This is a genomic window from Bradyrhizobium sp. NBAIM14 (assembly GCF_020193895.1).
GTDB lineage: Bacteria > Pseudomonadota > Alphaproteobacteria > Rhizobiales > Xanthobacteraceae > Bradyrhizobium > Bradyrhizobium yuanmingense.
The window spans coordinates 340397-359599 of sequence record NZ_JADYVQ010000005.1 but is presented as its reverse complement, the minus strand read 5'-3'; the positions used below and the strand labels follow the sequence as shown (position 1 = coordinate 359599).

At 63.0% G+C, this 19203-nt stretch carries 18 protein-coding genes; 11 read left to right on the top strand and 7 right to left on the bottom strand.

Annotation, left to right across the window (positions count from 1 at the left end):
- Nucleotides 1-218: 218 nt before the first annotated feature.
- The gene (locus I6F28_RS16085; RefSeq protein ID WP_225140304.1) at nucleotides 219-1271 is read left to right on the top strand and encodes a type II asparaginase; all 1053 of its coding nucleotides are present in this window, start codon (nucleotides 219-221) and stop codon (nucleotides 1269-1271) included.
- 3 nt (nucleotides 1272-1274) lie between these two features.
- Here I6F28_RS16085 and I6F28_RS16080 read toward each other — a convergent pair whose 3' ends face one another.
- The gene (locus I6F28_RS16080) at nucleotides 1275-2150 is read right to left on the bottom strand and encodes an MBL fold metallo-hydrolase (protein WP_225140303.1); all 876 of its coding nucleotides are present in this window, start codon (nucleotides 2148-2150) and stop codon (nucleotides 1275-1277) included.
- Nucleotides 2151-2291: 141 nt separating this feature from the next.
- On the opposite strand from I6F28_RS16080, the gene I6F28_RS16075 reads away from it, so the two are divergent.
- Complete coding sequence (locus I6F28_RS16075; protein ID WP_370141197.1) at nucleotides 2292-3275, top strand: glycerophosphodiester phosphodiesterase family protein; 984 nt, start codon at nucleotides 2292-2294, stop codon at nucleotides 3273-3275.
- On the opposite strand, the gene I6F28_RS16070 is transcribed toward I6F28_RS16075, so the two are convergent.
- Both I6F28_RS16070 and I6F28_RS16060 read right to left on the bottom strand, forming a co-directional pair.
- Complete coding sequence (locus tag I6F28_RS16070; RefSeq protein WP_109143956.1) at nucleotides 3272-4894, bottom strand: ABC-F family ATP-binding cassette domain-containing protein; 1623 nt, start codon at nucleotides 4892-4894, stop codon at nucleotides 3272-3274. The genes I6F28_RS16075 and I6F28_RS16070 overlap by 4 nt on opposite strands.
- A gap of 281 nt (nucleotides 4895-5175) precedes the next feature.
- On the bottom strand, nucleotides 5176-6456 hold the full coding sequence (locus tag I6F28_RS16060) for an amidohydrolase family protein (RefSeq protein ID WP_225114117.1): 1281 nt from the start codon (nucleotides 6454-6456) through the stop codon (nucleotides 5176-5178).
- 415 nt (nucleotides 6457-6871) lie between these two features.
- Here I6F28_RS16060 and I6F28_RS16055 point away from each other — a divergent pair, with 415 nt between their 5' ends.
- The 5 genes from I6F28_RS16055 (at nucleotide 6872) to I6F28_RS16035 (ending at nucleotide 11661) form a co-directional block, all read left to right on the top strand.
- Nucleotides 6872-7999, top strand: a complete 1128-nt coding sequence (locus I6F28_RS16055; protein ID WP_036000349.1) for a TRAP transporter substrate-binding protein — start codon at nucleotides 6872-6874, stop codon at nucleotides 7997-7999.
- A gap of 114 nt (nucleotides 8000-8113) precedes the next feature.
- Entirely contained in the window at nucleotides 8114-8716 is a 603-nt protein-coding gene (locus tag I6F28_RS16050; protein ID WP_025035930.1) for a TRAP transporter small permease subunit, read from the top strand.
- The gene (locus I6F28_RS16045) at nucleotides 8713-10062 is read left to right on the top strand and encodes a TRAP transporter large permease (RefSeq protein WP_036000352.1); all 1350 of its coding nucleotides are present in this window, start codon (nucleotides 8713-8715) and stop codon (nucleotides 10060-10062) included. The genes I6F28_RS16050 and I6F28_RS16045 overlap by 4 nt, the downstream gene beginning before the upstream one ends.
- Nucleotides 10063-10093: 31 nt before the next feature.
- Nucleotides 10094-11494 carry an amidase gene (locus tag I6F28_RS16040; protein ID WP_225114118.1) on the top strand — a complete coding sequence of 467 codons (1401 nt, stop codon included), beginning with the start codon at nucleotides 10094-10096 and terminating at the stop codon, nucleotides 11492-11494.
- Complete coding sequence (locus tag I6F28_RS16035) at nucleotides 11491-11661, top strand: hypothetical protein (protein WP_157284651.1); 171 nt, start codon at nucleotides 11491-11493, stop codon at nucleotides 11659-11661. The genes I6F28_RS16040 and I6F28_RS16035 overlap by 4 nt, the downstream gene beginning before the upstream one ends.
- Before the next feature lie 74 nt (nucleotides 11662-11735).
- Here I6F28_RS16035 and I6F28_RS16030 read toward each other — a convergent pair whose 3' ends face one another.
- Nucleotides 11736-12194, bottom strand: a complete 459-nt coding sequence (locus I6F28_RS16030) for an Rrf2 family transcriptional regulator (RefSeq protein ID WP_036000430.1) — start codon at nucleotides 12192-12194, stop codon at nucleotides 11736-11738.
- Nucleotides 12195-12260: 66 nt separating this feature from the next.
- Here I6F28_RS16030 and I6F28_RS16025 point away from each other — a divergent pair, with 66 nt between their 5' ends.
- Both I6F28_RS16025 and I6F28_RS16020 read left to right on the top strand, forming a co-directional pair.
- Nucleotides 12261-13061: a class I SAM-dependent methyltransferase gene (locus tag I6F28_RS16025; protein WP_225140302.1), complete on the top strand. Its 801-nt coding sequence runs from the start codon at nucleotides 12261-12263 to the stop codon at nucleotides 13059-13061.
- Between the two features lie 246 nt (nucleotides 13062-13307).
- Nucleotides 13308-14567 carry a glycosyltransferase gene (locus tag I6F28_RS16020; protein ID WP_478209834.1) on the top strand — a complete coding sequence of 420 codons (1260 nt, stop codon included), beginning with the start codon at nucleotides 13308-13310 and terminating at the stop codon, nucleotides 14565-14567.
- A gap of 575 nt (nucleotides 14568-15142) precedes the next feature.
- Here I6F28_RS16020 and I6F28_RS16015 read toward each other — a convergent pair.
- The gene (locus tag I6F28_RS16015) at nucleotides 15143-15397 is read right to left on the bottom strand and encodes a hypothetical protein (protein WP_036022803.1); all 255 of its coding nucleotides are present in this window, start codon (nucleotides 15395-15397) and stop codon (nucleotides 15143-15145) included.
- A gap of 164 nt (nucleotides 15398-15561) precedes the next feature.
- On the opposite strand from I6F28_RS16015, the gene I6F28_RS16010 reads away from it, so the two are divergent.
- A complete protein-coding gene (locus I6F28_RS16010; protein ID WP_225126006.1) occupies nucleotides 15562-16296 on the top strand; it encodes a DUF3750 domain-containing protein in 735 nt (244 codons plus the stop codon).
- Between the two features lie 179 nt (nucleotides 16297-16475).
- Here the strand turns inward: I6F28_RS16010 and copM are convergent, their stop codons facing one another.
- Both copM and I6F28_RS16000 read right to left on the bottom strand, forming a co-directional pair.
- On the bottom strand, nucleotides 16476-16766 hold the full coding sequence (copM, locus tag I6F28_RS16005) for a CopM family metallochaperone (protein ID WP_225140301.1): 291 nt from the start codon (nucleotides 16764-16766) through the stop codon (nucleotides 16476-16478).
- Nucleotides 16767-16798: 32 nt separating this feature from the next.
- The gene (locus tag I6F28_RS16000) at nucleotides 16799-17878 is read right to left on the bottom strand and encodes a hypothetical protein (RefSeq protein ID WP_225140300.1); all 1080 of its coding nucleotides are present in this window, start codon (nucleotides 17876-17878) and stop codon (nucleotides 16799-16801) included.
- Nucleotides 17879-18311: 433 nt separating this feature from the next.
- Between I6F28_RS16000 and I6F28_RS15995 the strand changes: the two genes are divergently transcribed.
- Nucleotides 18312-19064 (top strand): hypothetical protein, encoded by a 753-nt coding sequence (locus tag I6F28_RS15995; RefSeq protein ID WP_225140299.1) that lies wholly within the window; start codon nucleotides 18312-18314, stop codon nucleotides 19062-19064.
- Nucleotides 19065-19203 lie beyond the last annotated feature (139 nt).

Below are 19203 nucleotides of genomic sequence, written 5' to 3'. Positions count from 1 at the left end.
CGCGCGAGAATGTCCCGGCCATTTGCTTTTTGGTGCCTCCCCACCGCCAGTTTCCGACACGCGCCGAGCGCGTAAAGCAAACGCGCCGCGACCCTAGACAGAACGCAGCGGCTGACAGATGATGCGACGCTGAGCGAACCGGGGCGCATCAACGAGGCTTCCAGCAAAGGATGGACGAGATGTTGCAGTTCCGCGTGCGTGATCACATGATGGCGATAATGAGCGTGCTCTTTGCGCTGCTCATGATCGTTGACGTTGCCAACGCGAGAGGCCCCGGCCTGCCCAACGTCATGGTTCTCGCAACCGGCGGCACGATCGCCGGCAGCGGGGCGAGCAGCACCACCGTCATCGGGTATACCGCGGCCACGGTGGGCATCGAGACCCTCTTGAACGCCGTCCCCGAGTTGAAAACCGTGGCCAACGTCAAGGGCGAGCAGGTCTTCCAGATCGCCAGCGAGAATATGAACAATGATTATTGGCTGAAGCTCGCCAAGCGCGTCAATACGCTCCTCGCGCAGGACGACGTGGACGGGATCGTGATCACGCACGGGACCGACACGATCGAGGAAACCAGCTATTTCCTCAATCTGGTCGTCAAGAGCAAGAAGCCTGTGGTCGTCGTCGGTGCGATGCGGCCATCGACCGCGATCAGCGCGGACGGCCCGATCAACCTCTTCAATGCGGTGATCCTCGCAGGCAGTGAAGAAGCCGTCGGCAAAGGCGTGCTCGTCGCCCTCAACGATCAGATCAACGCCGCGCGCGACGTCACCAAGAACAACACGTCCACGGCAGACACCTTTCGCACGCCTGAACTCGGCTTTCTCGGCTACATGCAAGGCAACAAGCCGTATTTCTATCGCCAAACGACCCGCCGGCACACGGCGGATTCCGAATTCGACGTATCCAAGCTCGATGTCCTGCCGCAGGTCGACATCGTCTACGGCTACGCCAACATGAACCGGGTCGCGATCGACGCCTTTGTCGCCGCCGGCGCCAAGGGGATCGTGCATGCCGGCGTAGGCGACGGCAGCCTCGCCCGCCCGGCGGTCGAGCCGGCGCTCGACGATGCCCGCAAGAAGGGCGTGGTGATCCTTCGCAGCAGCCGCGTCGGCAACGGCATCGTCGCGCGCAATGGCGAGGCCAAGGACGATGAGCACGACTTCGTCGTCTCCGATACGCTCAATCCCCAGAAGGCGCGCATTCTGCTGATGCTGGCGTTGACCAAGACGAGCGACACCAAGGACATTCAGCGGATGTTCTACACCTATTAGAGCCTAGTCGCGCTTGAAACGATAATCGAACGCCGCGCCGAACGGCTTGATCAGGCCAACCGTGGGCGTCGGAAAATGGATCGGCAGGATCAGCGTGTCGGTGTCGGCAACAGAGGCGAAGAACTTTCGTCGCGACACCGTCGACAGCTTCGCATCCCAATCCGGCTTCGCCGACCAATCCGGCTCACGACACTGAATCTGGTGGTGCATGAGGTCGCCCGCGACCACGGCGCGCTGGCCCTTCGAAAGAATGTTCACGCAACAATGGCACGGCGAATGCCCCGGCGTCGGCGTGAGCGTAACGGTGTCGTCGAGCGCGTAGTCGTCGTCGACGAGCAGCGCCTGCCCGGCCTCGGCGACCGGCCGGCAATTGTCGCGAAAGACGGTGCCAGGCGGATTGTTGCCCTTGGCATGCTCGGCTTCCCAGGCCGCATACTCGCCCTTGTGGAAAATATATTTCGCATTCGGGAACGTCGGCACCCAACGGCCGTCGCGCAGGGTCGTGTTCCATCCGGTATGGTCGATGTGCAGATGCGTGCAGAACACGTAGTCGATCTGCTCAAAGCCGATGCCGAGCGCAAACAGCTCATTGCGCCAGCGCGCCTTGCCGGGGAAATCGAACGGCGGCGGATGGCCTTTGTCCTCACCGGTGCAGGTGTCGACAAGGATGGTGTAACGCGGCGTGCGGACCACGAAGGTCTGGTAGGTGATCACCATCATGCCGCGCGCGGCATCGAACACCTCCGGCTCCATCGTCGGCAGATGGCGCTTGAAGACGTCTTCGTCATAGGTCGGGAAAAAGTCCTGGGGCCGCCGCCACGGCCCCTCCCGCTCGATCACCGCATCGATGGTGATGTCGCCGATCCGCAGCTGCTTCATGGTTGTTCGTTCCCATTTTGCGAAGCGTAACGAACGAACGGGAGGCATTCAAGACGCCGACCGTGCCGGGACGTCTTGCGCGGGGTGCCGCAAATCGACCTCAAACACTGAGGATGATGATCATGGAATGAGGAATGTCTGGTGGGCAGGAAACTGAAAGTGACCGCGGCGATCATGATCGCCGTCGCAGCTGCAATTTACGTCAACAATACAAGCCTTCTGGCGCCACATCGGGACGGCAAGCCGGTGCTGCTCGCCCATCGCGGCATGGCGCAGCGGTTCGATGAACGCGACCTGAAGAACGATACCTGCACCGCCGCGCGGATGCTGCCGCCGGTGCACGACTATCTCGAAAACACGCTGCGCTCGATGCGCGCGAGCTTCGCGGCCGGTGCCGACATCGTCGAGCTCGACGTGCACCCGACCAATGACGGCGAGTTCGCCGTCTTCCATGACTGGACGCTCGACTGCCGGACCGACGGCCTCGGCGTCACCCGCGCGCAGAGCATGGCAAAGCTGAAGACGCTCGATATCGGCTACGGCTACACCGCCGACGGCGGCAAGACCTTCCCGTTCCGCGGCAAGGGCGTCGGCATGATGCCGACATTGTCGGAGGTGTTCGCTGCCTTCTCCGACAAGCAGTTGCTCATCAACGTGAAGAGCCGGGACCCGGACGAAGGCGAGAAACTTGCCGGCGTGCTGACCGCGTTGCCGGCCGGGAGGCGCAGCACCATCATGGTCTATGGCGGCGACGAGCCCATCGACGTGATCCGTCGCCTCGTCCCGGATGTCCGCACGATCTCGCGCGCAGCCATCCGAAGCTGCCTGGTCCGCTATATCGGCTACGGCTGGACAGGCCTCGTCCCGCAGGCTTGCCGCAACGCGATGGTGCTGGTGCCAATCAACGTCGCCCCCTGGCTATGGGGCTGGCCCGATCGCTTCCTCGCACGCATGAATGGCGTCAACAGCGCCGCGTTCGTGCTCGGCCCCTACAGCGGCGGCGGGTTTTCTACGGGCGTCGACACGGCGGAATTGCTCGCCCGCCTTCCGCAAAGCTATTCCGGCGGCATTTGGACCAACGAAATCGAGACCGTCGCCAGACTGACGGGCAAAAGCCATGACTAGCTCCGCAACCCCGGCGCCTCCTGCCCGGTGCGCGCGACATATTCGGTGTAGCCGCCGCCATATTGGTGGATGCCCTCCGGCGTCAGCTCCAGCACGCGGTTCGACAGCGTCGCCAAGAAATGCCGGTCGTGCGAGACGAACAGCATGGTGCCCTCGAAATCCGACAGCGCGTTGATCAGCATTTCCTTGGTGGCGAGGTCGAGATGGTTGGTGGGCTCGTCCAGCACCAGGAAGTTCGGCGGGTCGAACAGCATCTTGGCCATGACGAGGCGCGCCTTCTCGCCGCCCGAGAGCACGCGGCAGCGCTTCTCGACGTCGTCGCCGGAGAAGCCGAAGCAGCCGGCGAGCGCGCGCAAGGAGCCCTGCCCCGCCGTCGGAAACGCGTCCTCCAGCGACTGGAACACGGTGCGCTCGCCGTCGAGCAGATCCATCGCGTGCTGGGCGAAATAGCCCATCTTGACGCTGCCGCCCAGCGCCACGGTGCCCTCGTCCGGCTCGCTCGCACCGGCAACCAGCTTGAGCAGCGTCGACTTGCCGGCGCCGTTGACGCCCATCACGCACCAGCGCTCCTTACGGCGGATCATGAAGTCCAGCCCGTCATAGATGCGCTTTGAGCCATAGCCCTTGTGCACGTTCTTGAGTGCGACGACGTCCTCGCCCGAGCGCGGCGCCGGCAGGAAGTCGAACGCGACGCTCTGGCGGCGGCGCGGCGGCTCGACCCGCTCGATCTTGTCGAGCTTCTTGACCCGGCTCTGCACCTGGGCCGCATGCGAGGCGCGCGCCTTGAAGCGCTCGATGAACTTGATCTCCTTGGCGAGCATGGCCTGCTGGCGCTCGAACTGCGCCTGCTGCTGCTTCTCGTTCTGCGCCCGCTGCTGCTCGTAGAATTCGTAATCGCCGGTGTAGGTGGTGAGCGAGCCGGAATCGATCTCGATCACCTTGGAGATCACGCGGTTGATGAACTCGCGGTCGTGCGAGGTCATCAGAAGCGTGCCTTCGTAATCGTGCAGGAATTTTTCCAGCCAGATCAGGCTTTCCAAATCGAGATGGTTGCTCGGCTCGTCGAGCAGCATGACGTCGGGGCGCATCAGGAGAATGCGCGCCAGCGCCACACGCATCTTCCAGCCGCCGGACAGCTTGCCGACATCCCCGTCCATCATCTCCTGGCTGAAGCCGAGGCCGGAGAGCGCCTCGCGCGCGCGGCCGTCGAGCGCATAGCCGTCGAGCTCCTCGAACCGGTGCTGCACCTCGCCATAGCGGGCGATGATCTCGTCCATTTGGTCGGCCTTGTCGGGGTCGGCCATGGCGGCCTCGAGCTCGCGCAATTCAGCCGCGACCTCGCTGACGGGGCCGGCGCCGTCCATCACCTCGGCCACCGCGCTGCGGCCACTCATCTCGCCGACGTCCTGGTTGAAATAGCCGATGGTGATGCCACGATCGATGGAGACCTGACCCTCGTCGGGCAGTTCCTCGCCGGCGATCATCCGGAACAGCGTGCTCTTGCCGGCGCCGTTCGGGCCGACGAGACCGATCTTCTCCCCCTTGTTGAGGGCCGCGGAGGCTTCGATGAACAGGATCTGGTGGCCGGCTTGCTTGCTGACGTTGTCGAGGCGGATCATGAGTGACTTTTGGGGGATTTTTGCGTTGCAGCGTCATAGGCCATACGGGGCGTGAGGGGAAGCCCGGGACAGGCCGGGATTCAGCCCATTCGCTCGTGACCGCTCGGTTCGGGGCCTACGGGCAAATGGGTCGGGCAAACTGCGTCCGGCACGGGCATCTATGCTTCGCTTGCCGGATATGTCGGCTTTTCCATCGGCTGGGTCGAAGGCCCGGAGATCAACGCTCGGCCTGTAAGAACTTTCGCCGAATCTCGAAGAGACCTGAGACCGGCGCCGCCTCTCTATCTTACTGAGAACGGCGCCTGATACGGCCGCCCGAACGGCACGCCGTTGATGACGGTCTGGATCGGCTTGAGGTGGGCTTTCCCTTCCCTCCTGTTGTTGCGCGTGTCGACGAAGCTGACCGGTCCCTCCACCAGCTCCATGATCGCGACGTCGGCGGGCGCACCGACCTGCAGCGTGCCGATCTTCGGCGCGCGGCTGATGATCTTCGCCGGCGCGGTCGTTGCCATTGCGACCACCTGCTCCAGCGTGAAACCGAGCGTCATGAACTTGCTCATGACGTTGGGCAGGAAGGGAATCCCCGGCGAATTGCCGGAGAAGACGTGGATGTCCGAAGAGATGGTATCAGGAGCGCATCCGCCGGGGATCGCCACTTCCGCCACGGTGAAATCGAAGCTGCCGCCGCCATGCCCGACGTCGAACATGACGCCGCGCTGCTTGGCCGCGAGAGCCGCAGGCAGCAGCTTGCCGTCCTGAACGATATTCGTGAACACGCTCGACATGTTCGGGGCGCCCGAATAGGCATGCGTCAGCACGTCGCCCGGGCGCATCAGGTCGAGGATTTGCGACATCAGCTCCTTGGATTCGACGCCGCCGATATGTACCATCATCTTCGCCGGCCAGCCGCACATCTCGCACGCCTGGATGCCGCGCTTGAGCGGCTCGAGCCCATGCTTGAAGATGACGTTTTCCGACATGCGCACCTTGACCCCGAGCAGGAAGTCCGAATTCTCGGCCAGTGCCATGGCGCAGGCTTCGGTCTGCGCTGTATCAATGTTGTGGAGCTCGGCGACCGGGAACGCCGACAGGCCGTTATTGGCGATGTGGACGAAGGCGTACATCCGCGCCCGCGTCTGGGCCACGATGAAGCGGCGCAACGCCGCCAGATTGTTGACGCCGGCATCGCCCGCCGACACGACGGTCGTCGTGCCCTGGAACTGGACCAGCTCGTCGGCGGGAATGCCGATGGCCGAGCCGTAGGGATAGACGTGACAATGCAGATCGATCAGGCCGGGCATCACCAGCTTGCCCGAGGCGTCGATGCTCTTCAGCGCGCGCTCGGCCGGGATCGTCTCCTGGACCGCCTCGATCGTGCCCCAGCGGATACCGATATCGCGCCTGGCGCGCAGCGACTGGCTGGGGTCGAGCACCTCGCCGCCGCGGATCACCAGATCGTACTTGTCGTTCGGCCCCATCGCCCCGCGCGCGGGCGCGGCGAGGCCGACGGCGGCGGCCGCCGTCGAGAGTGCCAGGAAATCGCGGCGTGACAACGCAAGCATGATGATCCCCCCTCTGTGCTTTTGTTCGCGGCAACGGCCGGGCTGGATGTCCAGATCTGCTTCCGCCGCCAAGGTCGAGTTCACAACGAACGGGCTTGGAAATGAAGCCCGGATGATCCGATCCTATGACGGCACGCGAGCCCTGAGGAGCCGCGAAATTTTCCAGAATCGCATCGGGCGGGCACCACTGGCAGAAGTCCGGCTGCATCTTTGCTGCGCCGCGACATGCGCGTGAATATCCGGCTGCTTGGAGTCGAACGTCTAAGACCAATAATGCGACACCGGGGCTTGTCGGATGCCGGCAATGCGTCCAAACTGTGATCAAAGTCGCTGGAATGCGGCATACCTCCAGCGGTTCACAACGACAAGCGCGTCGAAACGCGTTCGAACAATCAGGCCGCCAGGGAGGACGTCCATGACTGCAAAGTCCGAAAAGACCAGAACAACTCGTCGCAAATTCCTGCTGACCGCCGGCGCGGCCGGCGCTGCCACCATCGCCATGCCGCAAGTCAGCCGGGCGCAGACAGCGACCCTGAAGATGCAGGGCTCGTGGGGCAAGGCCGATGTCTTCAACGAGATGGCCGAAGATTATGTGAAGCGCGTCAACGATATGGCCGGAGGCCGGCTGCGCATTGACTATCTGGTCGGCGGCTCGGTCGTGCATCCGTTCCAGGTCTTCGACGGCGTTCATGGCGGCCAGATCGACGCGGCACACACGGTGACGGTGTACTGGTACGGCAAGCACAAGGCCGCCTCGCTGTTCGGCACCGGCCCGGTGTTCGGCTTCAACGCCAACGAAGGCCTTGGCTGGATCCACAACGGCGGCGGCAAGGAGCTGTTCGAGGAACTCCAGACCAAGATCATGAACGTCAACATCAAGAGCTTCTTCGCCATGCCGATGCCGACCCAGCCGCTCGGCTGGTTCAAGAAGCCGATCACCAGCGACGCCGATCTCAAGGGCTTGAAATATCGCACGGTCGGTCTGGCCGCCGATCTCTTCCAGGCGATGGGTGCATCGGTCGCGCAGCTGCCCGGCGGCGAGATCGTGCCCGCGATGGAGCGCGGCGTGATCGACGGATTTGAGTTCAACAATCCGACCTCGGACCGGCGCTTCGGCGCGCAGGATGTCGCCAAGAACTACATGATGGGCAGCCATCATCAGGCGACGGAATATTTCGAGATCATGTTCAACCGGACGAAATTCAACGCGCTGCCGAAGGAACAGCAGGCGATCCTGCAATACGCCGCCGAGGCCGTGTCCTCCGCCAACGAATGGAAGGCCATGGATTATTATTCGAAGGACCTGCAGGAGCTGATCAACAAGGACAAGGTCAACGTCCAGCGCACACCGAAGTCGGTGTTCGACGCGCAGATCAAGGCGTGGGACGGTCTGATCGCCCAGCTCGGCTCGGATCCGTTCATGAAGAAGGTCATGGACTCGCAGAAGGAATGGGTGCGCCGCGTGGTTTACTACAACATGAACAACGCGACGGACTACCGCGGCGCCTTCGAGCATCACTTCCCGGGCGTGCTCAAGGTCTGACGGCTGTCGCGGGGGATCGCGTCAGGTCTTATCGCGAGGGCGGCGCAATTGAAGCGCCGCCCACGAGTTGGAGGGGGACATCCGGATGGACTGCTCGCAGCGAGTTCAGCTCGCATGACGAAATTCCTGTTCTTCATCGATGAGCTCAGCACGTGGGTGGGCAAGGCGTTCGCCTGGCTGATCCTCGTCCTCACCCTGGGAGTCAGCTACGAGGTGTTCGTGCGCTACGTGCTGCGTGCGCCGACCACCTGGGCTTTCGACATCAGCTACATCACCTACGGCGCGATGTTCCTGATGGCCGGCGCGTACACGCTCTCGCGAAACGGCCATGTCCGCGCCGACGTGGTCTACCGCCTCTGGTCGCCGCGCACCCAGGCGACGATGGACCTCGTCCTGTATATCCTGTTCTTCCTGCCGGCGATCGCGGCGCTGATGTATTCGGGCTGGAACTACGCCCAGATGTCGGTGCGCTTCCGCGAAGTCAGCATCTTCAGTCCGGCCGGCGTTCCCGTGTTTCCACTGAAGGCGCTGATTCCGCTCACCGGCTTCCTTCTGTTCCTGCAAGGGGTCGCCGAGATCATCCGCTGCGTGCTGTGCATCCGCACCGGTCGATGGCCGCAGCGCCTGCACGACGTGGAGGAGACCGAGAGCCTCGTCATCCGCGAACATCAGCAGCACGCGGCTGAGCCGCAGAGTGAGAAGGGACCAGGCGCATGACCGATCCTCAACTCGGCATGCTGATGCTGGGCCTCTTCATCTTCATCATCATGCTCGGCTTCCCGATCGCCTTCACGCTGATGGCGATGGGCGTCTCGTTCGGCTACTATGCCTACTACACCCCCGGTCAGGACTTCTTTCAGAACCGTATCTTCACGCTTCTGGTGCAGAAGACGTTCGAGGTCACATCCAGCGACGTGCTGGTGGCGGTTCCGCTATTCCTGTTCATGGGTTATTTGATCGAGCGCGCAAACATCCTCGACCGCCTGTTCTACTCGCTGCAGCTGTCGATGAAGAACGTGCCGGGCGCACTTGCCGTGGCCACGCTGATCACCTGCGCCATGTTCGCGACCGCCACCGGCATCGTCGGTGCCGTCGTCACGCTGATGGGGCTGCTGGCATTGCCGGCGATGCTGCGAGCGGGCTACGACGCCAAGCTGTCGGCGGGCGTCGTCTGCGCCGGTGGCTGCCTCGGCATCCTGATTCCGCCGAGCATTCTCCTGATCGTCTATGCGGCGACTGCCGGCGTCTCGGCGGTCAAGCTTTACGCGGCGGCGTTCTTTCCGGGGTTCATGCTGGCCGGCTTGTATGTCCTCTATGCGATGACGCGCGCGATCATCAATCCCGCGCTCGCGCCGAAGCTGCCGCGCGAGCAGACCGACGTGCCGACCTCGAAGGTCATCTGGGCGCTTGCCACGTCGTTCCTGCCGCTCGCGTTGCTGATCGTTTCGGTGCTCGGCGCGATCCTGTTTGGGCTCGCGACGCCCTCGGAAGCGGCCGCGGTGGGAGCCCTCATGAGCATCGTGCTGGCGGCTGCCTATCGTTCGCTCAACTACGAGATGATACGCGAATCCGTGTACCTGACCGTGCGCGCCACGGCGATGGTCTGCTACCTCTTCATTGGATCCTGGACGTTTTCGGCGGTGTTTGCCGTCCTTGGCGGACAATCGGTGGTCGAGCAGTTCTTCACTTCGATGAACCTTTCGCCGATCCAGTTCCTGCTGCTGACCCAGATCATCATCTTTCTGCTCGGCTGGCCGCTGGAATGGACCGAGATCATCATCATCTTCGTGCCGATCTTCCTGCCGCTGCTTCCGCAGTACGGCATCGATCCGATCTTCTTCGGCATCCTGGTCGCACTGAACACGCAGACGGCCTTCAACACGCCGCCGGTCGCGATGGCCGCCTTCTATCTGAAGGGCGTGGCGCCGCCCGAGGTCAAGCTGACCGACATCTTCTCCGGCGCGCTTCCGTTCGTCGGCCTGGTCTTCCTCACCATGGCACTAGTCTACATCTTCCCGGGGATCGCATTGTGGCTGCCGAGCTATCTCTATGGGGCGCGATGAGCGGACCCGGCAAACCGACGAGAGGCTGCGCATGAGTCTCAACGCGCTCGGCCTCGCGGACGCCGCGGCCGGCATCCGCGACGGCCGGCTCAGCTCGGTGGAGCTCGTCGGCGACTGCCTCAGGCGCATCGATGAGGTCGATCGCGATATCCAGGCGTGGGCGTTTCTCGATCGCGACCACGCGATGCGGCAGGCCGAGGCGGCCGACGATCATCGCAAGCACGGCAAGGCCACAGGCCCGCTGCATGGCGTGCCCGTGGGCATCAAGGATATCTTCGACACCGGCGACATGCCGACCGAATTCGGATCGGAGCTGTGGGCCGGACGCACGCCGCGGCGCGATGCGGCGGCCGTGGCGCGTCTGCGGGCGGCTGGAGCGGTGATCCTCGGCAAGACGGTGACCACCGAGTACGCGTACTACAATCCGGGCAAGACCCGAAATCCGCACAACCCAAATCACACCCCCGGCGGATCGTCCTCGGGCTCCGCCGCGGCCGTCGCGGCGCTGATGGTGCCGGGTGCCATCGGCTCGCAGACCAACGGCTCGGTGATCCGCCCTGCCGCCTTCTGCGGCGTGGTCGGCTTCAAGCCCACGCATGGTCTCATTCCACGCAGCGGCGCGCTCCAATTGTCGCGCACGCTCGATCATGTCGGCGTGTTCGGGCGCAACGTCGAGGACGCGGCCCTGCTGGCGGAGGTCATGGTCGACTTCGACCCGGAGGATCCGGACACCCGGCCTGTTGCACGCCCGCCGTTTTCTGCGGTCGCGGCGAGCGAGCCGCCGTTGCCGCCGCGATTTGCCTTCGTGCGCTCTCCGGTCTGGGATCAGGCCGAGCCGGAGACGCGTGAAGCCTTTGCCGAGCTCGTCGACGCTTTGGGCGAAGCGTGCAGCGAGGTCGAGCTTGGGCCGAGCTTCGACGGGGCCGTCGACATGCACCGCATCATCATGGAAGTCGATATGGCGCACAATCTGCGGCGCGATGACGAACGCGGCGGCGACAGACTGAGCACGCGGCTACGCCAGGCGATCGCGCGCGGCCGCGCGCATCTTGCGGCGGATTATTGCAACGCTCTGGCCGGGATTGCGCCGCTCAACCAGGCCCTGGACCACGTTTTCGATGAATACGACGCCATCCTGACGCCCGCGGCACCGGGCGCGGCGCCCGCAATCGAAACGACGGGTAATCCGGTCTTCTGCTCGCTCTGGACCTATCTCGGCGTGCCCGCCATCAGCCTGCCCTTGATGCGTTCAGAAACGGGCCTTCCGCTGGGCGCCCAGCTCGTCGGCCGCCGCGGCAACGACGCCCGCCTCTTGCGCACGGCGCACTGGCTGATCAAGACCATTGGGCGCATGCGTGGCAGCGGTCGGCGCAACGCCCCGAGCGCCGGATCGAACTCGGCTCCCGGCGCGGAGAAAAGGAAAGTGCGATGACCAATCTGATCACCGGACTCATCGGCCTCGCGCTCATGATCGCATTTCTTGGAATCCTGCTGGTCTGGATCAAGGCCATTCCGCTCATCATCATCGTTGTCTGCGTCGTGGTGCTGGCCGTGATCGATTTCGTGCGATCCCTGCGGACGAACGGCGCGCCTCGCTGAATGCCCCATGGCAAGAAGACGCTTCACTTCTCGGCATTGGCCGGAGCAGCCGGAATTACGACAAGAAGAGAGCTTTAGCGGCCAACCCGTTCGAGCTGCCACCTGGGATCGCCTGCGCAGCGCGCGTCGAGACCTTTGCTCAAGTCTGCGAGGCTCACCGCGCCCAACCGTTCGACCAGCAATGCTTCGGCATCGCGAAGGACATCGTCCACCGCTGCGTTGACGAGTTGCTCGATCGCACAGTCTGGATTGGAATGCTCGTTCCCGATCGCAAATAGCCGGGGACCACCAACCGCACGATAGACATCGAGAAGTGACACGCGCTCGAGGTCGCACGCGATGACCCAGCCGCCGCCATGCCCTTTGTCCGACCGGACATAGCCCGCATCGCGCAGCCCCGCCAATGTGCGGCGAACGACGACCGGATTGGTCCCCAGCATCGTGCCGATCGCCTCCGAGGTCATGGGGCCGTCATGTCGCGCCATGTGGAGCAGCACATGCAGCATTCGAGAAAGGCGGCTGTCGTTTCGCATCGGCTGATCTTTCGCACGCATCCCATCATTGGCAAGGGCACGCAGTCATGATACATATAAAGTTACATGACTCGTGAGGTATCCGACGTGCAACAGTTTGAGGATCCAGACCACTGGGACAGCGCAGCCAGGCATTATCGAGAGACCGCGCACCCCTTCACCGCCCTGTTTGCGGAGGAGGCGCTGGCGCGCGTAACCCTGACGCCTCAGAGTCATGTTCTCGACGTGGCAGCCGGCACCGGCGCGCTCGCCCTCGCAGCCGCTCGCACCGGCGCACGAGTCCTGGCGACCGACTTCTCGCCCGGCATGGTCGGATGCATCGCAGCTGCTGGTCTGCCCAATGTGAAGGCGCGGGTCATGGACGGACAGGCGCTGGACCTGCCCGACGCACATTTCGATGCCGTCTTTTCGATCTTCGGTGTCATCATGTTCCCCGATTGGCGCAAGGGTTTGGCCGAGATGCGACGGGTGACGCGCCCCGGCGGGCATGGCGTGGTTGCGACCTGGCAGGATCGGGGCGCGGCGACCTTCCTCCTGTTGGGCGAAGTGCGGCAAAAGCTGTTCCCTGATCGGCCGGGCATGGCAATGCCTCAAGCCGTTCAGGCCCTGAGCGATCCGGACGATTTCGCCCGCGCCCTCGTCGCTGCCGGCTATCGCAATCCCCGGATCGACACGGTGACTCATGATTATCTGCTCGACGTCGCGGCGCTCGACGCGCCTGACACGCTCTTTGGCATGTCGCCCGACTGGACCAGCCTGGACGACATCGAAAAGGCGGCGGTGATTGCCGAGGTGCGGGCCAGAGCCGATGGTCGTTCGGTGCTGCCGATAAGCTCGACCGCGCTCATTGGCGTCGCTGAACGATGAGGCTCAAACATAAAGCCTGGCGGGCCGTCACACTATCGGCCGATCTCTCGATCTCCCGAAACCGGAGCGTCTGACCAGTGAGCAGAAACTCGCGCCCGATTGCGACACATGGGTGGGGTGTGGTCAGTGAACTGGGGAGGGACAAACAACTATCGAGCCGCCAGCAAGTTTGATCCTTCCGGGAGATCAAAGCTTCATCAGAAGCGGCTTGTCTGAGCAGCGGTTGTCGTCCCAATCCATTTCTCAATGGTCAGAAGCATGCGAGTCGCAATCCATACACTAGGCACCCGCGGCGACGTGCAACCCTATCTCGCCTTGGCGCTCGGTCTGAAGCAGGCCGGGCACGAAGTGCTGATCGCCGCGCCCTCGCAGTTCGAATCGTTCGTCGTGAGCCGCGGCATCGCTTTCGCGCATCTTCCGAGTGAATATCTCGCCCTCCTGGAAACCCCGGAAGCCAAGGCGGCAATGGCGGGCGGTGCGGGGTTTATGGCTGGCTTCAGGATGCTGAAGCAGTTCAGGCCGATCGGCCGCCAACAGCTCAGCGCCGAATGGCAAGCCGCCCGACGATTTCGTCCAGAACTGATCATCTATCACCCGAAGGCCATCGCCGCGGCGCATATCGCAGAAAAGTTATCCTGCCCTGCCGTTCTGGCTTCTCCCCTGCCTGGCTTCACACCGACAGCAGCGTTCGCGAGCCCGCTCGTGCCGTTCCGCTCGCTTGGCCCCCTCAACAGACTCACGCACAGCGCGATGGCTCACAGCGCCTACGCCCTCTTTCGCGGGATGATCGGGGAATGGCGGGCCACCGAGCTCCACCTCGCAAACACGCCGGAGAAGAAGCTGCGGCCTCGCGCGACGCTCTACGCCTATAGTCCGCATGTCGTGCCCGTTCCGCCGGACTGGCCGAATACTGTCGCGGTGACTGGGTACTGGTTCCTGGGAGGCGACGACGTTTGGCAGCCTGACCCGCAACTCCAGCGCTTCGTAGAGGGCGATGAGCGGCCTGTTTATGTGGGCTTTGGCAGCATGCCAGGTGTCGACCCGACGTCCCTGACGAAACTCGTACTGGAGGCATTGGCCAAGGCTGGGAAACGCGGCGTTCTAGCGGTCGGCGGCGGTGCTCTTCGAGGCGATCTCGGAGCCAGTCACGTCCATTTCATCCAAGGCGCACCGCATGCGCAGTTGTTCCCGCTGATGTCGGCCTGCGTCCATCACGGCGGGGCCGGCACTACGGGGGCTGCGCTTCGAGCTGGCAAGCCGAATATCATTTGTCCCTTCTTTGGCGACCAGCCGTTCTGGGGAAGGCGCATCGATGATCTGGGCGTCGGACCAAGATCAAGAGGAGTGAGGAACCTTTCAGCCGATTGGCTGGCCGCCGCGATCGCAGAGGCCACCGGAAATCCGTTGATTCAGCAGCGAGCGAACCGCCTTGGCGAAGCGATCCGCGTCGAAGACGGCGTCGCAAGCGCGATTGGCTTCCTGCGAAGCCAACACCTTCTCAATTAGGCCCGAAATTGCACAGGCCGATTCAAAAGGCTCGAGTTGCAATGCAGGTGAGCAGCCCTTGCGGTCGCTCAACGATCTGGACCTGCAGGTGCCTGCTCCTGGTCCACTGCAGGGCGAACGTCAAAGCGCCGCCGCCACAGCGAGTGGGCACGCCGCCTTGATCACCGCTACTTCTTAAGGATGCCCGTGTTGGTGTTTCCAAGCTGCTGGACGGCGGCGTTTGCGGCTGGCGTGTTGTAAGACGGTCGAGATCCGCCGCCCTCCTGACCGGACGGGGTCACGCCGAGTCTCTGGCCCGTCGTTCCCTGCCCTTTTGCATTGAGCGTGTTGGGCCCGGGCGAACCGCCGGTTCCGCTCAGCGTCGTCCCGTTCGAGAGCGTCGAGCCACCAGCGCCGCCCGAACCGGTTGCGCCCGCCCCTCCAGCGGAGGAAGCACCTCCCGAACCGCCTCCTGAGCTTTGCGCCATGGAAAACGAGATGGTGCCCAGAAGGACAGTCGCGGCCAAAACCAGAAGTCTCATCGTCCACCCTTTCCTATGCCAGCGCCTGAAACCGCTTGCTTCTTGTCACAGTTCCTAGCGGCGGCGAGCGATCCATGCTCCGGCCAGGAAAGCGACGAGCAAGGACCGTAACGGCGCCCTCACCGTCACCTCGCGCAACTGGTCGGCCCATCGCTTCGCCGGCTCTGGCGACGGCGTGCGGGCCTGCGGAGCAAAAGCTCCTCCTTGCTCTCCGGAACCCGGCCGCGGGCCTGAAGTCCGCTCCATGCCGCCCTGATCGTCCGTCAGCCCGGAGGCTTCCGTCATTGCCGCGGCTTCCTTCATGTCCATGCGTGTGCTCCATCCGTTGCGGAACAACTCGATCGATCTCGTGCCCGCCCGACCGAGGTGACAGGCTCGTTCGGCGACCGGGGGCAGCGGCTATGGCGTCGACATCGATGCGAACTATATGCTTGTCGAAGATCCCCGCCGTTACCGCTCCCTTGAAAAAGCCGTTGCTCATCTTTCTGTTCCTCCTCTTCGCACCGCTTGCCGCATCGGCGGCGAGATATTTTTGGCTGGATGATGGCCGCCAGAACTGGCAAACGGCCGACCGCTCCAGCGCGGGTCTATTGACCTCCGCGACCGACCACCGTGAGGCCGTCATCCGGGTGTTCGGAGCAAGAACGGTGAGATGGCGCGGCATCTTCGCGATTCACACCTGGATCGTCGTCAAAGAGAAAGATGCGCCGACCTACACAAGGTACGACTACACGGCCTGGGGCGAGCCGATCCGCACCAACGGCTTCGCTCCGGACGGGCGATGGTTCGGCGCTGTGCCTGAAATCGTCGTGGCCGTCGATGGCGAGCGTGCGGAGGCGCTGATCCCGAAGATCAGGCATGTGGTCGAAAACTACAGGTTTCGATCCTATGGAGATTACAGCGTCTGGCCTGGGCCCAATTCGAACACCTTCGTGCAGGCCGCACTCGATTCCGTCCCTGAGCTCCGGGCCGTCCTGCCACCGACCGCGATCGGCAAGGACTTCCCGTACACCGGCAAATGGTTCGGCGTAACGGCGTCCGGCACGGGCATCTACGCCTCGCTTGCCGGATACATCGGCTTCTCGCTCGGCTGGGTCGAAGGTCTGGAGATCAATTTCTTCGGCGCCGTTCTCGGCATCGACATCCGACGCCCGGCGCTCAAGCTACCTGGCCTCGGTCGGCTTGGGGTAACCCCCGGCCTGTCGTGATGGAGAGCGAACTGCTGGGTTGGCCGCACCGTTTGTGGACTGCTCAGTGCTTTCGTAAGAGCTTGGATCGATAGAAGAGCTGGCTGCTTACTGACGTGATGTTTGTTCCTGCCGAGCATCTGTTGCGCTCAAGCGGGACCAATCAGGACGACGGAGCCTGTCGCGCTCATCGCCCTTCCTCACGGTTGCGGAATGTTCTTCTGACTGAGCCATGCGCGCATCTCGCCGATCTCTCGCCTTTGGGTGTCGACGATCTCGCGAGCAAAGTGCTGGTTTCGAGAATCCTTGCCGAACTTGAGGACGATCTCGGCCATGTCGACTGCGCCTTGATGGTGTGGGATCATGCCGAGCACGAAGGCCGCATCGGGATCAGCATTGGTGATGCCTCGCATCATCGGACCGTGCATGCGGTCCATGGCGGCGCGGTAGGCATCCGGAGCCGTCAACCCTATCGCCGCAGCGCCGTGCATGCCATGCGGATGTTCGGGGTTCGGCGTATGGGTCAGCCGCTCTCCAGCCAGCGTTCCGATGTCTCCTTCGATGCCATAAATCGCAATGTGCAGTCCCAGTAACCCGATGTGAAAATGACTAGCGCCGCCGCAAGTCCGGCCGGGACGCCGGCAAGCCTTCGCTTGAGTGCGGGCAGGAAATGAACCTCACGACTATGATCGGCAGCAATGGCAACGACGACCGCCATGATGAGCGCGTGTCCGATCAGGTCGGTTCGCCCGAACGGATAGACGGCTGCGTTGAAGATGATGAAAAGAGCGATGGCCGACAGCCGGCCGACAAGCGGCGTCCAGATCAATCCGAATCCCATCGTGAATTCGGCGACGCCCGCCATCGGGATAAATACGTCGCGCGGCATGCCGAAGGTCAAGAAGGGCTTTTCCTGCACGAGCGGGTAGAACCAGTCCGGATAGGCAAACTTTTCGAGGCTCGACCACATCAGCGCGATGGCGACGCCCCAGCGCAGCGCCTCGAAGCGATGGTTGCGCCATTCCGGATTGGATGAAGCCTCCAACACCAGATAGGCGGCGACACCGACTCCAAGCGCCAGGTAGTCCAGCAAATGGAAGACATCATAGTCGCGCAGCGCGAGTAGCCACAAGGCGATGATCCCGAGAGCCGCAAGTGGCTGCGTCTTGCGAGAGAAGATCAACCCGGCGATCAGGAGCTGGGTCCAGGACACCCATTCGGCCGGCGTTTTGAGATCTGGCGTCAGGTAGACGCCGCCGACGGCGAAGATCGCCACGAAGAAGGCGGCGATGACGACGCGCACGAAGTCGTCGAGGCGCATCCAGAGAGGGTCGGTGATGCGATCCATGGCCAGCAGGACCGACTCGCCGGCGCTCGACTTCTCGATGGCTCGTGACGCGAGGAAGAATGCCAGCACGAGCGCAATGCCGGTCCAGAACCATACATTGGTCAACGTGGCCCCGATCGACTGTGGTGGCGCTCCGACAATATAGGGCGCAAACCATTTGACATGTGCGTGAGCCGGCACCGGGGCCGCCACCGATGCGAGGATGATCAGGGCCAGCAGGCAACCAGAGGAGCGAGGCGGCGCGAGATGGTTCAATTTCTGCTCCTCAGGTGGTGAGGTGACTAAAGCGTGATTGAGGCGGGCGGTAGGAGACGAGAACGCCAGAGCATGATGTCAGGGCGATGGCTCTTGTGATAGTTTAGACGTTGCCAAGCGTGCTCCCTACTCTTTTTTCAATCGAGCTGCATCACGGCGGACGCGCGCTGTATGCCGTGCAATGCTTAGCGCGCGTACCGCCGTGGCAGCGGGCTATTGCGGCAGGTAGCCGCCGTTGATCACAAGTTCGGCGCCGGTGATGTAAGCGCGTAAGCACGCGTCGAAGGAGGCTGTGAGCTGGTTCACATGCTGTCTTAGTTAAACGGAGTACGGTTGGAAGAAGCCGGATAAGAGAAGGGCATCGCGTCGGCGCAGCGTCCGCTGCCGGAATTGGGCTTTTTCGGTCCAAACGTTTTCAGAAAAGTCATTTGCCATGTGTATTTTCACAAGCCGAGCCCGGCGCGCGGCAGGTCATAACCAAGCAAGCCGACCTTTCCTCTACCTTTTGGCTTCCATACTCTCGGCGGCCTGCGTCATTTCCTTTGCGAGCGCCGCGTCCGCTCAATGCGCGGCGCGCGACGTGTTGCAAAACAAGCTGAAGCTCAAGACGCGCTCGGCTCCGGCGTCGCAACAGCCTATTAAGTCCGCGCGCGACGTTGCGACATGGAAAACGATCACAACAGGTACCTTCGCCGACTCTCTTGCCTTGCGCAACGAACTCGATAGCAAGGGCTGCAATGTCGGTGGTCAAGCCGCTGAAATCCTTGCTAGGCCGACGTTCACCGTTAGCTCTCGGAAGACATATGTGGAGCTTCTCGATCTATCGCCTGCGCAGCTTGGATTCACGTCCGATACCGTGACTTTGGCTAACGTTTACGCACGCGCCCAGCAGTTCGGCCTCGAACTCGCTGCGGCCGAAGTCGGCCCGCAATTGCGTCTTCAATATTTCGACCAGCCTATCGGCGAATTTCTCATCATCGGAATGGACCCGATCAAGACATGGAGCGGCGAGCCGATCATTCTGAATGTGGCAAATGGCGGCGCCGGATTGATACTCATCGGCCAGGATGGTCGCTCCGAAGCGGATATACCCGTAGCATCTCGTTTCATTTTCGTTCGATCCCATCGACCGGCAGCTGGCCGCGACGTCGTCGGGCCAATAGCAGGAGCCTTTCCGCCGCCGTGAGCGACCGAAGCGCTTTTGCATCGAATGTCAGGTCATTGGCCCTCAGCCGAACTGCCCATGAACTGCCGCGAAGCCTGCTCTCGGAGAGAAACCGGACCGGACGAGCAGAGCGGTCGGACCGCAGCTTGTGACCCGTTGC

Coding starts and splice junctions, on each gene's coding strand:
- I6F28_RS16080 (WP_225140303.1), bottom strand. CDS start 2,150: ATGAAGCAGCTGCGGATCGGCGACATCACCATCGATGCGGTGATCGAG.
- I6F28_RS16070 (WP_109143956.1), bottom strand. CDS start 4,894: ATGATCCGCCTCGACAACGTCAGCAAGCAAGCCGGCCACCAGATCCTG.
- I6F28_RS16045 (WP_036000352.1), top strand. CDS start 8,713: ATGACCGATCCTCAACTCGGCATGCTGATGCTGGGCCTCTTCATCTTC.
- I6F28_RS16020 (WP_478209834.1), top strand. CDS start 13,308: ATGGTCAGAAGCATGCGAGTCGCAATCCATACACTAGGCACCCGCGGC.
- I6F28_RS16030 (WP_036000430.1), bottom strand. CDS start 12,194: ATGCGAAACGACAGCCGCCTTTCTCGAATGCTGCATGTGCTGCTCCAC.
- copM (WP_225140301.1), bottom strand. CDS start 16,766: ATGCACGGCGCTGCGGCGATAGGGTTGACGGCTCCGGATGCCTACCGC.
- I6F28_RS16015 (WP_036022803.1), bottom strand. CDS start 15,397: ATGGACATGAAGGAAGCCGCGGCAATGACGGAAGCCTCCGGGCTGACG.
- I6F28_RS16060 (WP_225114117.1), bottom strand. CDS start 6,456: ATGCTTGCGTTGTCACGCCGCGATTTCCTGGCACTCTCGACGGCGGCC.
- I6F28_RS16040 (WP_225114118.1), top strand. CDS start 10,094: ATGAGTCTCAACGCGCTCGGCCTCGCGGACGCCGCGGCCGGCATCCGC.
- I6F28_RS16050 (WP_025035930.1), top strand. CDS start 8,114: ATGACGAAATTCCTGTTCTTCATCGATGAGCTCAGCACGTGGGTGGGC.
- I6F28_RS16055 (WP_036000349.1), top strand. CDS start 6,872: ATGACTGCAAAGTCCGAAAAGACCAGAACAACTCGTCGCAAATTCCTG.
- I6F28_RS16035 (WP_157284651.1), top strand. CDS start 11,491: ATGACCAATCTGATCACCGGACTCATCGGCCTCGCGCTCATGATCGCA.
- I6F28_RS16025 (WP_225140302.1), top strand. CDS start 12,261: ATGACTCGTGAGGTATCCGACGTGCAACAGTTTGAGGATCCAGACCAC.
- I6F28_RS16085 (WP_225140304.1), top strand. CDS start 219: ATGAGCGTGCTCTTTGCGCTGCTCATGATCGTTGACGTTGCCAACGCG.
- I6F28_RS15995 (WP_225140299.1), top strand. CDS start 18,312: ATGTGTATTTTCACAAGCCGAGCCCGGCGCGCGGCAGGTCATAACCAA.